Origin of the sequence: Pseudomonas sp. A-RE-22 (assembly GCF_019956035.1) — a bacterium.
Classification (GTDB): domain Bacteria; phylum Pseudomonadota; class Gammaproteobacteria; order Pseudomonadales; family Pseudomonadaceae; genus Aquipseudomonas; species Aquipseudomonas brassicacearum.
The window spans coordinates 125,474-139,618 of the sequence record NZ_JAHBCZ010000011.1; the positions used below are offsets into that span (position 1 = coordinate 125,474).

Annotated in this window: 8 protein-coding genes; 4 read left to right on the forward strand and 4 right to left on the reverse strand. The window is 61.7% G+C overall.

The window, feature by feature from the left end; all coding sequences use genetic code 11:
- Positions 1-47: 47 nt before the first annotated feature.
- Both KGA89_RS06865 and msrA read left to right on the forward strand, forming a co-directional pair.
- Positions 48-2,741 carry a putative bifunctional diguanylate cyclase/phosphodiesterase gene (locus tag KGA89_RS06865; RefSeq protein WP_003197090.1) on the forward strand — a complete coding sequence of 898 codons (2,694 nt, stop codon included), beginning with the start codon at positions 48-50 and terminating at the stop codon, positions 2,739-2,741.
- A gap of 117 nt (positions 2,742-2,858) precedes the next feature.
- Complete coding sequence (gene msrA / locus KGA89_RS06870) at positions 2,859-3,506, forward strand: peptide-methionine (S)-S-oxide reductase MsrA (RefSeq protein ID WP_223471193.1); 648 nt, start codon at positions 2,859-2,861, stop codon at positions 3,504-3,506.
- Between the two features lie 135 nt (positions 3,507-3,641).
- Here msrA and KGA89_RS06875 read toward each other — a convergent pair whose 3' ends face one another.
- From KGA89_RS06875 to KGA89_RS06885, 3 genes are all read right to left on the reverse strand, one after another.
- Positions 3,642-4,481 (reverse strand): 23S rRNA (adenine(2030)-N(6))-methyltransferase RlmJ, encoded by an 840-nt coding sequence (locus KGA89_RS06875; RefSeq protein WP_223471005.1) that lies wholly within the window; start codon positions 4,479-4,481, stop codon positions 3,642-3,644.
- Between the two features lie 81 nt (positions 4,482-4,562).
- Positions 4,563-5,294, reverse strand: coding sequence for a DUF4123 domain-containing protein (locus tag KGA89_RS06880; RefSeq protein ID WP_223471007.1), 732 nt, complete (start codon positions 5,292-5,294; stop codon positions 4,563-4,565).
- Complete coding sequence (locus KGA89_RS06885; RefSeq protein WP_223471009.1) at positions 5,291-7,348, reverse strand: type VI secretion system tip protein VgrG; 2,058 nt, start codon at positions 7,346-7,348, stop codon at positions 5,291-5,293. The genes KGA89_RS06880 and KGA89_RS06885 overlap by 4 nt, the downstream gene beginning before the upstream one ends.
- A gap of 267 nt (positions 7,349-7,615) precedes the next feature.
- On the opposite strand from KGA89_RS06885, the gene KGA89_RS06890 reads away from it, so the two are divergent.
- Positions 7,616-8,110, forward strand: coding sequence for a DUF2165 family protein (locus tag KGA89_RS06890; protein ID WP_223471011.1), 495 nt, complete (start codon positions 7,616-7,618; stop codon positions 8,108-8,110).
- An 89-nt stretch (positions 8,111-8,199) separates the two neighbouring features.
- Here the strand turns inward: KGA89_RS06890 and putP are convergent, their stop codons facing one another.
- Complete coding sequence (gene putP, locus KGA89_RS06895; protein ID WP_013692110.1) at positions 8,200-9,684, reverse strand: sodium/proline symporter PutP; 1,485 nt, start codon at positions 9,682-9,684, stop codon at positions 8,200-8,202.
- 462 nt (positions 9,685-10,146) lie between these two features.
- Here putP and putA point away from each other — a divergent pair, with 462 nt between their 5' ends.
- Positions 10,147-14,100 (forward strand): trifunctional transcriptional regulator/proline dehydrogenase/L-glutamate gamma-semialdehyde dehydrogenase, encoded by a 3,954-nt coding sequence (putA, locus tag KGA89_RS06900; RefSeq protein ID WP_003197076.1) that lies wholly within the window; start codon positions 10,147-10,149, stop codon positions 14,098-14,100.
- Positions 14,101-14,145: the final 45 nt, after the last annotated feature.

Consider the following 14,145-nt stretch of genomic DNA (forward strand, 5'->3'; position numbering starts at 1 on the left):
GAGGGCGTCAGCCCGGCGCGATCAGCATTTTCGAAGCGAGTTTCCCCATGAAAAGCCAACCCGATGCCGCCAGCCGTATGGCGGCCGAGGTAGTGACGCAGTTACCGGTGCCCTCGCGGCTCGGTATGCTGCGTTTCGAACGGCTGAATGAAGCAAGCTGGGCGCTGTTGTTCCTCGATCCCAACTGCGAGCGATACTTCGGCCTGCCGGCGGTAGAGCTGTGCTCGCTGGTCAGTTCGCCCTACGCCAGCTTGATGGAACCCGAAGCACGCTATCAGTTGCACGACGCCATCCAGCAACAATTGGCCCAGGCCGCGCATTACCAGATTCGCTACACGCTCCACACCGCCAAGGGCCCGATGAACGTGCTGGAGACGGGTGAAGCCTATAAGCAACACAATCGTCATCTGTTGCGCGGCTACCTGCTGGCGGTGGACAATTTGTTGCAGGGCGAACCCTCTATGCCGGCCCTGGACCTGGAAACCCAGAATTCACGCCTGCAGATAGCCCTGGAACTGAACCAGCGCGCCCAGCAAGAGCAACTCCAGCACCTGGACCGGGTACGCGCCCAACAGGACCTGATCCTGCTGCTGACCCGTCAACGCTACAGCGCCAACAACTCCCTGCTCGAAGCCGCCGAACTCATCACCCGCAGCGCCTGCGACATTTACCAGATCGACTGCGCCAGCCTCTGGAACCTGGACGATGGCAAACTGGTACCGATTTCCGCCTACAACCGCGCGTCCCAGGCGTATTTCCTGCCTGCGGTGATCGATGCCAACGACTTTCCCGACTACATGGAGGCGCTGCAGACCTGCCGCGCCATTGACGCCCACAATGCGATGCGCGACCCGCGCACCCGGGAAATGGCCGAGAGCCTGCGCGCCCGTGACGTCAATGCCATTCTCGACGCCAGCGTGCGTATCGACGGCCAGGTGGTGGGCGTGCTGTGCCTGGAGCAAGTGGGCGTCACCCGCGCCTGGCAGTCGGATGAAATCGCCTTTGCCGGCGAGCTGGCGGACCAGTTCGCCCAGGTCATCAACAACCACAACCGACGCACCGCCACCAGCGCCCTGCACTTGTTCCAGCGCGCCGTGGAACAGAGCGCCAACGCGTTCCTGCTGGTCAATTGCGACGGTGTGGTGGAATACGTCAACCCGAGCTTCACCGCGATCACCCAGTACACCACCGAGGAGGTCCACGGCCAGCGCCTCTCCGAACTGCCAGCCCTGGAGAATCTCAGCGAGCTGCTGTTCGACGCACCCTCGGCGCTGGCCCAGAGCAACAGTTGGCAGGGTGAGTTCAAGAGTCGGCGCAAGAACCTGGAGCCCTACTGGGGCCAGTTGTCGATTTCCAAGGTCTACGGCGATAACCGCGAGCTGACCCACTACATCGGCATCTACGAAGACATCACCCAGACCAAGCTGGCCCAGCAGCGCATCGAGCGCCTGGCGTACACCGACAACCTGACCAACCTGGGCAATCGTCCGGCGTTCATTCGCAACCTCGATGAACGCTTCGCCCGGGACAGTGATTCGCCCATCAGCTTGCTGCTGGTGGACATCGACAACTTCAAGCGGATCAACGACAGCCTCGGCCACCAGACCGGTGACAAACTGCTGATCAGCCTGGCCCGGCGCCTGCGCAACAGCTTGAGCCCCAGCGGCAGCCTGGCGCGATTCGCCAGTAACGAATTCGCGGTCCTGCTGGACGACACCAGCCTGGAAGCCGGGCAGCAGATCGCCAGTCAGTTGCTGATGACCCTCGACAAGCCGATGTTCGTCGATAACCAGTTGATCAGCGTGACCGGCTCCGTCGGCCTGGCCTGCGCGCCGCTGCACGGCCGCGATCCGCAGACCCTGATGCGCAACGCCGGCCTCGCCCTGCACAAGGCCAAGGCCAACGGCAAGCACCAGGTCCAGGTGTTCACCGAAGCACTGAATGCCGAGGCCAGCTACAAGCTGTTCGTGGAAAACAACCTGCGCCGCGCCTTGACCCAGAACGAACTGGACGTGTTCTACCAGCCCAAGTTGTGCCTGCGCAGCGGTCGCCTGCTGGGCATGGAGGCGTTGCTGCGCTGGAACCATCCGGAAAAGGGCATGATCCGCCCGGACCAGTTCATCAGCGTGGCCGAAGAAACCGGCCTGATCATTCCCATCGGCAAATGGATCGCCCGCCAGGCTTGCCGCATGAGCAAACAGCTGACCGCAGCCGGCCTGGGTAACCTGCAAGTGGCGATCAATCTGTCACCCAAGCAGTTTTCCGACCCGGACCTGGTCGCCTCCATCGCCAGCATCCTCAAGGAGGAACAATTGCCGGCCCGGCTGCTGGAACTGGAGCTGACCGAAGGCCTGTTGCTGGAAGCCACCGAAGACACCCACTTGCAGCTCGACCAGCTCAAGCGCCTGGGGTTGACCCTGGCCATGGACGACTTCGGCACCGGTTATTCGTCGCTCAGTTACCTGAAGAAATTCCCGATCGACATCATCAAGATCGATCGCAGCTTCATCCACGAAATCCCGGACAACCAGGACGACATGGAAATCACCTCGGCGGTGATCGCCATGGCCCACAACCTGAAACTCAAGGTCGTGGCCGAAGGCATCGAAACCGCCCAGCAACTGGCGTTTCTGCGGCGCCACCGCTGTGATGTCGGCCAGGGCTACCTGTTCGACCGACCGATCCCCGGCGCCGAACTGATCGAAAAGCTCAAGCGCTACCCCCGCGGGCCGCTCGTCTGACGGACGTAGCCCCCCTACGTCCATCCCCTCGCCACGGTTGTCGCTTTCTTAACGAATCGGCATTGGGCACACTGACGGTCTATTTCGCTCAACTCAATCTGACTGAGAGGACTGATGATGGTCTTGCGCTCGGAAATCCTGGTGAACAAAAACGTGCTCCCTACTCAAGAACAAGCCCTGCCTGGCCGTGAAACCCCAATGACCGTGCCGGAAAGACACTTCGTCCACGACGCGCCGCTGCTGGGCCCGTTTGCCATGGACGTGGATTTCGCGATCTTCGGCCTCGGCTGCTTCTGGGGTGCAGAGCGCAAGTTCTGGCAGCGCGAAGGCGTGGTCAGTACAGCGGTGGGTTACGCCGGCGGCTTCACGCCGAACCCGACGTATGAAGAAGTCTGTTCGGGTCTGACCGGCCACAGTGAAGTGGTACTGGTGGTCTATGAACCGGCAAAAGTCAGTTACGAGCAGCTTCTGAAAATGTTCTGGGAACTGCACAACCCGACCCAGGGCATGCGCCAGGGGAATGACATTGGTACCCAGTACCGTTCGGTGATCTATGCCACCAACCCGGCTCAACTGGCGGCGGCCAAACACAGCGAGCAAGTATTCCAGGCCGAGTTGACCAAGGCAGGCAAAGGCACCATCACGACCGAAATCGAAGAAGCACCGACGTTTTACTTCGCCGAGGCCTACCACCAGCAGTACCTGGCGAAAAACCCTGAAGGCTATTGCGGGATTGGCGGTACGGGCGTGACCTGCCCGATCTGACTGTCGGGCCCTGAAAAGCTTCGCGAGCAAGCTCGCTCCCACGGATCTGGCGGCGTACACAATTCGTGCGTACGCCTCAGATCCAGTGTGGGAGCGAGCTTGCTCGCGATAGCGCCCTTCCAGGCGCCAGTAAACTCAGCTCTCAGCGATCAACCAATCCATCTGCCACCCACCCTGGGTCTGCCCCAGCTTTTTCGACAGCCACGGCAGCAGTTCATGCAACTCTTCCTCCAGCCCCCACGGCGGGTTGGCAATCGCCAGGCCGGAGCCGTTCAGGCTGTTGGGCGTCGCCAATGGGTGCACCAACAGTTCCACCCGCAACAGCTTCGGCGCGCCCGTGCCGGCCAGGTCCTGGTAGAAGCGGCGCAACATCCGCTGGTCCTTCACCGGGTACCAGATCGCCGCCACCGTCTGGCGCATCCGGCCAATGGCCTCCTTGAGGGAGGCGGCGCAGCGCTGCATCTCGTCCAGCTGTTCGAAAGGCGGATCGATCAGCATCAGGGCACGCTTTTCTGCCACCGGCAGCAGCGCCCGCGGCACATGCCAGCCCTCACCCAGGTGGACCGCCACGCGACGGTCGCCTTTCATGTTGTCCTTGAGCAACACGCCGTCTTCAGGGTGTTTCTCATTGAGCAGCACACGGTCCTGCGAACGGGTCAGGCGCCGCGCCAACTCCGGCGAGCCCGGGTAGTAGCGCAACTGCCCGTCCGGGTTCATCTCGTGCAGCACCTTCATGTAATCGGCGGTCAGCGGCGGCAGATCGCTCTCGCCCCACAACCGCGCAATGCCTTCCAGGTACTCACCGGTACGGTTGGCCTGGTCACCCTGCAAGTCGTACAACCCGATACCTGCATGGGTATCGAGGTAGGCGAAGGGCTGCTCCTTGCGCGACATCAATGCGATGAGGCGGGTCAAGGTCAGGTGTTTGAACACATCGGCGTGATTGCCGGCGTGGAAGGCGTGGCGATAATTCATGGCGGCTCCTGCGAAGGGCGACGAGTTTACCTTGAAGCGCGTCGGACGTCAGGGGTTCGCAGCCCGGCGGACAGGCCGTCATCAGCCCAGCTCTCGCAGCAAATACGCCTGCAATGGCGCCATTTTCGCCTCAACCGCCGCCGATCGCTCAAGAAAGTGGGCAATCTTGCAGCGTAGGACGCTGCCGTCGACCCGCTCGAACACATGCGGATGCTCTTCACCCAGCCAAGTGAGCACGTTGTCCAGCAGACAGTCCGTCGGGCCCTCGGCCATTGCGTCCAACAGCACGACGGGAACTTGCCACCAGGGAAAAGCCTGGGCCGGCCGCTGGGCATTTCCCACGACTTCAAGGGATTGCCCGTTGATCAGGCAGCGCTTGATGACCGGCAAGAGCTGCCCGGCCTCCACCGCCGTCGATTGCAGGATAGGCCGCATGAACCGCCCATCCCAAAAACGCAGGAAGACCGGCTTGCCATCGGGCAACAGCACCTGTGTGAGCCCTCGCAAGTGTTCCGCAAGGGTTTCCTGGCTCACACACGAAACCGCCAGCCAGCCCCAATCGAGGGCGTCGGTGGCGGCGATCCAATCAAGCAACTCACTGTCTGCGCTGACCAGCCCTACATAGGGCATGACCGCCTGCCACTCGGTGTACGGTGTATCGGCCCAGATCGGGCTGGCTGTCGAGTTCATCGAGCGCCTCCAGGCCGACAACGCCCCGGCGCTACTGGCATTGCTGAAAATGGCGAAAAGTTGCTCGGAGGCCTGCAAGGGGTGATCTTCAAGCCAGGCGCGAGGAGATTGATCGCTGTTCATGCACGCCCCCGGAGATCGACAGGTTTGCGAAAGGCCGGCGGCGCTGCGCAGGCGCCGCTTCTGCAACGCTCACACTCCTCGCAGAACGGCGCCGAACCTTGGAAACTGAGGATCTGCGCAAGGGAAAGCGCAGGCGCCGTCGCAGCGACCAGCTTCTCGGCGCCGCCTGGAGAGCCGGAGGCCGCGCTCATGACCGCCATCGGCGCACCACCGACCTCGATGGGTACACTGCTGGAAATCCCGCCAGCGCCGATGTTGATCCAATGGCCGCCGGCCTGAAGGGTCACGCTCGCACCCCCGTCCAAGACCACTTGCTGGCCGGCGCTGACATGAAACTGCTGGCTGGCACTCAGGACCTGGCTGGTGACACGAATATGCCGCTCGCCGCTCACCAGCAGATGATCGTCCTGCCGCACTTCTGCCCGGCGTTGACCGTGGGTAAGGCGCTGCTCATCGGCCTTGAGCTCGTGCCGTGCCGTACCGGTGACAACGATGCTGCGCTCGTGATCGACCTGCACCCGCTGGTCATGCAGCACATGTTGGGTCCAGTTGCGCTGGGCCCGCAGGTAGATCTCCTCGGCGCCCTTGCGATCCTCGATGCGCAATTCGTTGTAGCCTCCCCCGCCCGGGCTGCTCTGGCTGCGCAACACGCTGCGGGTCTTGTCCGCAGGCAGGTCCAGCGGCACCGGGTTGGCGCCGTTGGGCAGGCATCCGACGACCAACGGCTTGTCCACGTCGCCATCGATGAACCCCACCAGGACTTCCATCCCGACCCGGGGGATCATCACTGCGCCATAGCGATCGTGAGCCCAACCGGAGGCCACGCGCAGCCAGCAACTGGAATGCTCGTCGCATTGACCGTCGCGATCCCAGACCAGTTGCACCTTGACCCGTCCGAATTCATCGCAATGGATCTCGCTGTCCACCGGCCCGGTCACCACCGCCGACTGATAACCATGGGCACGGGGCTTTTCGTGATGCAGGGGTGGCCGAAAGAACACGTCCCATGGCGTGGCGAGAAAGGTGTTTTTGTAGCCCTGGAATTCATCCGGGCCGGCGCCGGCCGTTTCTTCCAGCACCTGCGGTTGGCGGCCATGATGGTCGATCTGCGTCAGGAGCCAGAGATCATTCCACGGTTCCCGCGGATGTTCCTTGATCCGCATGAAGTGTCCGCTGACGAAGGCGCTTTCATCGCTGCCGCCTTCTGCCACGCAGTGGTCGGCGCCGTGGCGCTCAAGGGCGCGTCGGGTCAGATGCTTGCCGTCGTCACGGGCGCAGAAACCGCCGGGATAGTGATAGTCCTCGAGCACAGGGCGCTGTCGATTGTCGAGGTGGGTTTGCAGTAACAAACCGGGCCTGCGGAAGTCGTAATCGCGCAACGTCACGGCAGTGGTACGGGTCTGGAGCCGCACCGCCAGGCGCTTGATGGCCGGCTCGTCGACGGCCATGCCGCTGTCCGGCAGGTATAGCGTCGACTCAGGCAGGCGCGGAAACACCGTCTGGTCGTCACCGAACACCAGCAGATGACCGTCAGGGCGATGCCTGAAGTGATAATGGATGCCGACTTCGGCGCAGATCCGCTCGATGAAGGCCAGGTCGCTTTCGCCATACTGCACGCAATACTCGCGCTCGGGGTATTGCCCGCCAAGCGTGAACTGGCAGGCATCCGCCAGGATCCCGTGCTCCTTCAACACCTGGGCGACGATATCGGGCACGCTCAGGTGCTGGAAAATCCGCTGGTTGATGCGATGGCGCAAGTAGGCCAGGCGAGGCACCAGGCTGATCTGATAACGGGTCAGGCGTTTGCCCGAATCCCCCTGGGCCACGCTATAGACCTGACCGTGTACGCCACTGCCCCAATCATCGAACCCCAGAAATGCCTGGCGATGCAGGAGCTCTTCCAGCGCCAGGTCAGACCGCTCGCTGATCAGTTCCAGATCAAAGCGATAGGGCTGGCTGATGGCTTCCTTACCCTTGAACTCGAGCACCTTGAGTTCATTCGGCCCGCTGTCGAGCGTCAGCGTGAAACGCGGTTGGTTGGCAGGCGGGAACATCCGATGTGCCTCTGCGAAATGGAAGCGGGCGATTCTGCACGAGCGATAGGGGGAGTGGATTGGAGGTCAGGAAAAACAGATTTGCCTTACAGCCAATGAGCCAAAAGCGGCAAGACGTGATGCATTTTCCGATAGACATTCGTGGCATCGTAGCCAACCGCAACCGTCCCACGAATGAATCAGCCGTTTCCTGCAACACAACGGATCTTGGCGCCGTGACAGCCGTGATAACGTGCGCTGGTCGCAAAAAAGCAAAGGACGCACGAGATGACGACACGTTACGCAAAGATCGCAATGACCCTGGCGCTCGCCGCATTCGCCTTCCTGACCGTGTTCAATAACATCACGGACTACAGCTCCAACTTCAATTTCGTCCATCACGTACTGAGTATGGATACCACCTTTCCCGACAATGCCGCCCGGTATCGAGCCATCGATCAACCGTGGATGTGGCACGGGGCCTATTGGCTGATTATCCTCGGCGAAGCGATGACGGCCGGGTTGCTGGGCTACGGAGCACTGGAACTGTGGCTGGCACGCCAGGCCGAGGCCGCGGTTTTCTCCCGCGCCAAGCGCTGGGCCGTTGCCGGCCTGACGGTGGGCTTCTTCGTCTGGTTCTTTGGTTTCATGGTCGTCGGTGGCGAGTGGTTCCTGATGTGGCAATCAGAAATCTGGAATGGCCAGGACGCTGCGTTCAGGTTCTACATGGCGATCCTGGGCGTGTTGATCTTTCTCAACCAGCCTGACGCCAACCCGGACTGAGCCCATGAAAAAAAACGGCCCGCCTCCATTGGAGACGGGCCGTTTTTATGCAAGTCGCCCTGCGAGCCATCAAGGCCGCGCCGAAGGCCTTACTGGTTCAGGCGAAAATCTTTTTCCGCCGCGTCGAAGCGCTGCAGCATACCCGCGGTAGGCGAGCCCATCTTGCTGACAATGTAGATGGCCAGGCTGGCGAAGATGAAGCCCGGGATGATTTCGTACAGGCCCAGCAAGGCGAAATGCTTCCAGACAATCACGGTGATTGCACCCACCAGGATGCCGGCGAGCGCGCCATTGCGGGTCATGTTCTTCCAGATCACGGAGATCAGGACAACCGGGCCGAAGGCGGCACCGAAACCGGCCCAGGCGTAGCTCACCAGGCCCAGTACACGGTTTTCCGGGTTGGCGGCCAGGGCGATGGCGATCAACGCCACCAACAGCACCATGGCGCGGCCGACCCAGACGAGTTCCAACTGGGAAGCGCCCTTGCGCAGGAAAGTCTTGTAGAAGTCTTCGGTCAGGGCGCTGGAGCACACCAGCAACTGGCAGCTCAGGGTACTCATGACCGCCGCCAGGATCGCCGACAGCAACACACCGGCAACCCATGGGTTGAACAGGATCTTCGCCAGCTCGATGAACACGCGCTCAGGGTTTTCGGTCACCGGACCGGCCACGTCTGGGTGTGCCGAGAAGTAAGCGATACCGAAGAAGCCGACAGCCACGGTGCCGCCCAGGCAGAGGATCATCCAGGTCATGGAAATGCGCCGGGCATTGGCGATCGACTTGACCGAATCCGCCGCCATGAAGCGCGCCAGGATGTGCGGTTGGCCGAAGTAACCCAGGCCCCAGCCCATCAGCGAGATCACGCCGATGAAGGTGGTGTTTTTCAGCATATCGAACGAAGTAGGATCTTTTGCTTCAATGGCCAGGAACGTGGTGTCCACACCACCGGTAGCCAGCAGCACAATGATCGGCGTGAGGATCAACGCAAAGATCATCAGGGTGGCTTGTACGGTGTCGGTCCAGCTCACGGCCAGGAAACCACCGACGAAGGTGTAGGCGATGGTCGCTGCAGCACCGGCCCACAGCGCGGTCTCATAGGACATGCCGAAGGTGCTTTCGAACAGACGGGCGCCGGCCACGATGCCGGAAGCACAGTAGATGGTGAAGAACACCAGGATCACCACCGCAGAGATGATCCGCAGCACGCCGCTCTTGTCTTCGAAACGGCTGGAGAAGTAGTCCGGCAGCGTCAGTGCGTCACCGTTGTGCTCGGTCTGTACCCGCAGGCGACCAGCCACGAACAACCAGTTCAGGTAGGCACCGGCGATCAGGCCGATGGCGATCCAGCTTTCCGACAGGCCGGACATGTAGATTGCACCGGGCAAACCCATCAACAACCAGCCGCTCATGTCGGAAGCACCGGCAGACAGTGCCGTCACGACGCTGCCCAGGCTACGACCGCCCAGGATGTAATCGGAAAGGTTGTTGGTGGAGCGGTAAGCCATCAGACCGATCAGGACCATGGCTGCGATGTAGATCACGAAAGTGATCAAGGTGGGATTACTTACACTCATGAGTTACGCCCTGGCTTTGTTTTTATGTAGCGGTGGCAGTTTAAAGCGTCGACAACACAGACGTTGTAGCGACGATTTGCAGTCCCGCGAATTTATGACTGATGTTTCCCCAGGAAAGCCATCAGCCGATGCCCCTCGGTTTTTAACCGGTTGCACCTTGGCCGCGAATGCTATTCAACAAATCAAATAAGGTGCAACCAGTTTCGCTCGAATAAGTTGCACCTGATCGGTTTTATCGCAAAATCTGTGTTTTTTGCTCCCTTTTAGTGCAGCCCCCAGCGCTCAGCTAGAAGCCAAAGCACTAAGCCGGTGCAGGATTCACGGGGCAACATTCGCTTCCGGATGAGCTGCCTGTCATTTCGAGAAAAAAAGGGTTGCACCCGGTTGCACCTCAATCATCCCGCAGCTAATCTTGCCGCCAGCTGATGCCACGCGATACGTGGTAAACATGAGGATAAAAATATGGCTACCACCACCCTTGGGGTCAAACTCGATGACCCGACCCGCGAACGCCTCAAGGCGGCCGCAACCTCGATTGATCGCACGCCGCACTGGCTGATCAAGCAGGCAATTTTCAATTACCTGGAAAAACTCGAGGGTGGTGCAACCCTGACCGAGCTGAACGGTTCACCTCGCACCGACAGCGATGATGCCGGCGATGTACAGGTCGACCATGCTCACCAGTGCTTCCTCGAATTTGCCGAGAGCATCCTGCCGCAATCGGTCCTGCGCGCCTCCATCACGGCCGCCTACCGTCGCCCGGAACCCGAAGTGGTGCCGATGCTGATCGAGCAGGCCCGCCTGCCGGCGCAAATGGCCGAAGCCACCAATAAGCTGGCTGCTTCGATTGCGGAAAAACTGCGTAATCAGAAAAGTGCCGGCGGCCGTGCCGGTATCGTTCAGGGTTTGCTGCAGGAATTTTCCCTGTCGTCCCAGGAAGGTGTAGCACTGATGTGCCTGGCTGAGGCACTGCTGCGTATCCCGGACAAAGGCACCCGTGACGCGCTGATCCGCGACAAGATCAGCACCGGCAACTGGCAGCCACACTTGGGCAACAGCCCGTCGCTGTTCGTCAACGCCGCCACTTGGGGCCTGCTGCTGACCGGCAAACTGGTCGCCACCCATAACGAAGCGGGCCTGACCTCCTCCCTGAGCCGCATCATCGGCAAGAGCGGCGAGCCGATGATCCGCAAGGGCGTCGACATGGCCATGCGTCTGATGGGCGAGCAGTTCGTCACCGGCGAAACCATCGCCGAGGCCCTGGCCAACGCGAGCAAGTTCGAAGCCAAAGGCTTCCGCTATTCCTACGACATGCTGGGTGAAGCCGCACTCACCGAACATGATGCGCAGAAGTACCTGGCCTCGTACGAACAAGCCATCCATTCGATCGGCAAAGCGTCCCATGGTCGCGGGATTTATGAAGGCCCGGGCATTTCCATCAAGCTGTCCGCCCTGCACCCACGTTACAGCCGTGCCCAGTACGAGCGCGTCATGGACGAGCTGTACCCGCGCCTGCTGTCGCTGACCCTGCTGGCCAAGCAATACGACATCGGCCTGAACATCGACGCCGAAGAAGCCGACCGCCTTGAGCTGTCGCTGGATCTGCTGGAGCGTCTGTGCTTCGAGCCGCAACTGACCGGCTGGAACGGCATCGGTTTCGTGATCCAGGCCTACCAGAAGCGTTGCCCATACGTGATCGACTACGTCATCGACCTGGCCCGCCGTAGCCGCCACCGGTTGATGATTCGCCTGGTAAAAGGCGCGTACTGGGACAGCGAGATCAAGCGCGCCCAGGTCGAAGGCCTGGAAGGCTATCCGGTCTATACCCGCAAGGTGTACACCGACGTGTCCTACATCGCTTGCGCCCGCAAGTTGCTGTCGGTGCCGGAAGTCATCTACCCGCAGTTCGCCACGCACAACGCCCATACCCTGGCAGCCATCTACCACATCGCCGGTCAGAACTATTATCCGGGCCAGTACGAATTCCAGTGCCTGCACGGCATGGGTGAACCACTGTACGAACAGGTTGTAGGCAAGGTTTCCGAAGGCAAGCTGAACCGTCCGTGCCGTGTGTACGCTCCGGTCGGCACTCACGAAACACTGCTGGCGTACCTGGTACGTCGCCTGCTGGAAAACGGCGCGAACACTTCGTTCGTCAACCGTATCGCCGACCAGTCCATCTCGATTCAGGAGCTGGTGGCCGATCCAGTGGCCAGCATCGAGCAAATGGCGACGCTGGAAGGCGGTTTCGGCCTGCCGCACCCGCGCATCCCACTGCCGCGCGACCTGTATGGCAGCGACCGCGCCAACTCCAGCGGCATCGACCTGGCCAACGAACATCGCTTGGCGTCGCTGTCCTGCGCCCTGCTTGCCACTGCCCATAACGATTGGAAAGCCGTGCCGATGCTCGGCTGTGCCGCCAGCGAAGAAACCCCGGCCCCCGTACTGAACCCGTCCGATCACCGCGACGTGGTTGGCCATGTGCAGGAAGCCACGGTCGCCGACGTCGACAACGCCATCCAGTGCGCCCTCAACGCCGCACCGATCTGGCAAGCCACGCCGCCAGCCGAGCGCGCCGCGATCCTCGAACGTGCCGCTGACCTGATGGAAGGTGAGATCCAGCCGCTGATGGGCCTGCTGGCCCGCGAAGCTGGCAAGACCTTCGCCAACGCCATTGCCGAAGTGCGTGAAGCCGTGGATTTCCTGCGCTACTACGCGGTGCAGGCGCGCAACGATTTCACCAACGATGCCCACCGCCCACTGGGTCCGGTGGTCTGCATCAGCCCGTGGAACTTCCCGCTGGCGATTTTCAGCGGCCAGGTCGCCGCTGCCCTGGCCGCCGGCAACCCGGTCTTGGCCAAGCCCGCCGAGCAGACGCCATTGGTGGCTGCCCAGGCTGTGCGCCTGATGCTCGAAGCCGGCATTCCGGAAGGCGTGCTGCAACTGCTGCCGGGTCGCGGCGAAACCGTCGGCGCCCGCCTGGTGGGTGACGAGCGAGTCAAAGGCGTAATGTTCACCGGCTCCACCGAAGTCGCTCGCCTGCTGCAACGCAACATCGCCGGTCGCCTGGACAACCAGGGCCGTCCGATCCCGCTGATCGCCGAAACCGGCGGCCAGAACGCCATGATCGTCGACTCCTCGGCGCTGACCGAACAAGTGGTCATCGACGTGGTGTCGTCAGCCTTCGACAGTGCCGGCCAGCGTTGCTCGGCCCTGCGGGTCCTGTGCCTGCAGGAAGATTCCGCCGACCGCGTCATCGAAATGCTCAAGGGCGCCATGGCCGAATCGCGCCTCGGCAACCCTGAGCGTCTGTCCGTGGACATCGGCCCAGTGATCGACGCCGAAGCCAAGGCCGGCATCGAGAAACACATCCAGGCCATGCGCGACAAAGGTCGCACCGTGTACCAGATGGCAATCGCCGACAGCGACGAGTGCAAGCGCGGCACCTTTGTCATGCCAACCCTGATCGAGCTGGAAAGCTTCGACGAGCTGCAGCGCGAAATCTTCGGCCCGGTGTTGCACGTGGTGCGCTACAAGCGCAAGGAACTGGATCAGTTGATCAACCAGATCAACGCTTCCGGCTACGGCCTGACCCTGGGTGTGCACACGCGCATCGACGAGACCATCGCCAAGGTCATCGACAATGTGCATGCGGGCAACGTCTACGTGAACCGCAACATTGTCGGTGCTGTGGTCGGCGTGCAGCCGTTTGGTGGCGAAGGCCTGTCGGGCACCGGTCCCAAGGCCGGTGGTCCGCTGTACCTGTACCGCCTGCTGTCGACACGTCCTACCGATGCGATCCAGCAATCCTTCGTCCGTGGCGACGCCCTGACAGCGCCAGACCTGCGTTTACGCGACGCCATGAGCAAACCGCTGACCGCACTGCAAGCCTGGGCCGACAGCCAGAAGCTCGCCGAGCTGAGCGCCCTGTGCGTGCAGTTCGCGGCCCAGTCGCAGAGCGGTATTACCCGGACCCTGACCGGCCCGACTGGCGAGCGCAACAGCTACGCCATCCTGCCGCGCGAGCACGTGTTGTGCCTGGCCGACGTGGAAGGCGACCTGCTGACACAACTGGCGGCCGTACTGGCCGTGGGCGGCTCGGCCGTGTGGCCGGAAACCGACACCAGCAAGGCTTTGTTCGCACGCTTGCCGAAGGAGATTCAGGCACGCATCCAACGGGTTGCCGACTGGAACAAAGACGAGGTGCTGTTCGACGCGGTCCTGCACCACGGCGATTCGGATCAACTGCGCAGCGTCTGCCAGCAGGTTGCCAAGCGCGCCGGCGCCATCGTCGGGGTCCATGGCCTGTCCCAGGGCGAAACCAGCGTGGCGCTGGAGCGCCTGGTGATCGAGCGAGCGTTGAGCGTCAACACCGCCGCCGCGGGTGGTAATGCCAGCCTGATGACTATCGGCTAAACCGCTGTAAACCAGGCACCTGCAATGGGTGCCTGGTAGTAGAAA

Bases quoted from the DNA above. Each gene is read 5' to 3' on its own strand.
- KGA89_RS06865 (WP_003197090.1), top strand. From the start codon at position 48: ATGAAAAGCCAACCCGATGCCGCCAGCCGTATGGCGGCCGAGGTAGTG.
- msrA (WP_223471193.1), top strand. From the start codon at position 2,859: ATGGTCTTGCGCTCGGAAATCCTGGTGAACAAAAACGTGCTCCCTACT.
- KGA89_RS06875 (WP_223471005.1), bottom strand. From the start codon at position 4,481: ATGAATTATCGCCACGCCTTCCACGCCGGCAATCACGCCGATGTGTTC.
- KGA89_RS06880 (WP_223471007.1), bottom strand. From the start codon at position 5,294: ATGAACAGCGATCAATCTCCTCGCGCCTGGCTTGAAGATCACCCCTTG.
- KGA89_RS06885 (WP_223471009.1), bottom strand. From the start codon at position 7,348: ATGTTCCCGCCTGCCAACCAACCGCGTTTCACGCTGACGCTCGACAGC.
- KGA89_RS06890 (WP_223471011.1), top strand. From the start codon at position 7,616: ATGACGACACGTTACGCAAAGATCGCAATGACCCTGGCGCTCGCCGCA.
- putP (WP_013692110.1), bottom strand. From the start codon at position 9,684: ATGAGTGTAAGTAATCCCACCTTGATCACTTTCGTGATCTACATCGCA.
- putA (WP_003197076.1), top strand. From the start codon at position 10,147: ATGGCTACCACCACCCTTGGGGTCAAACTCGATGACCCGACCCGCGAA.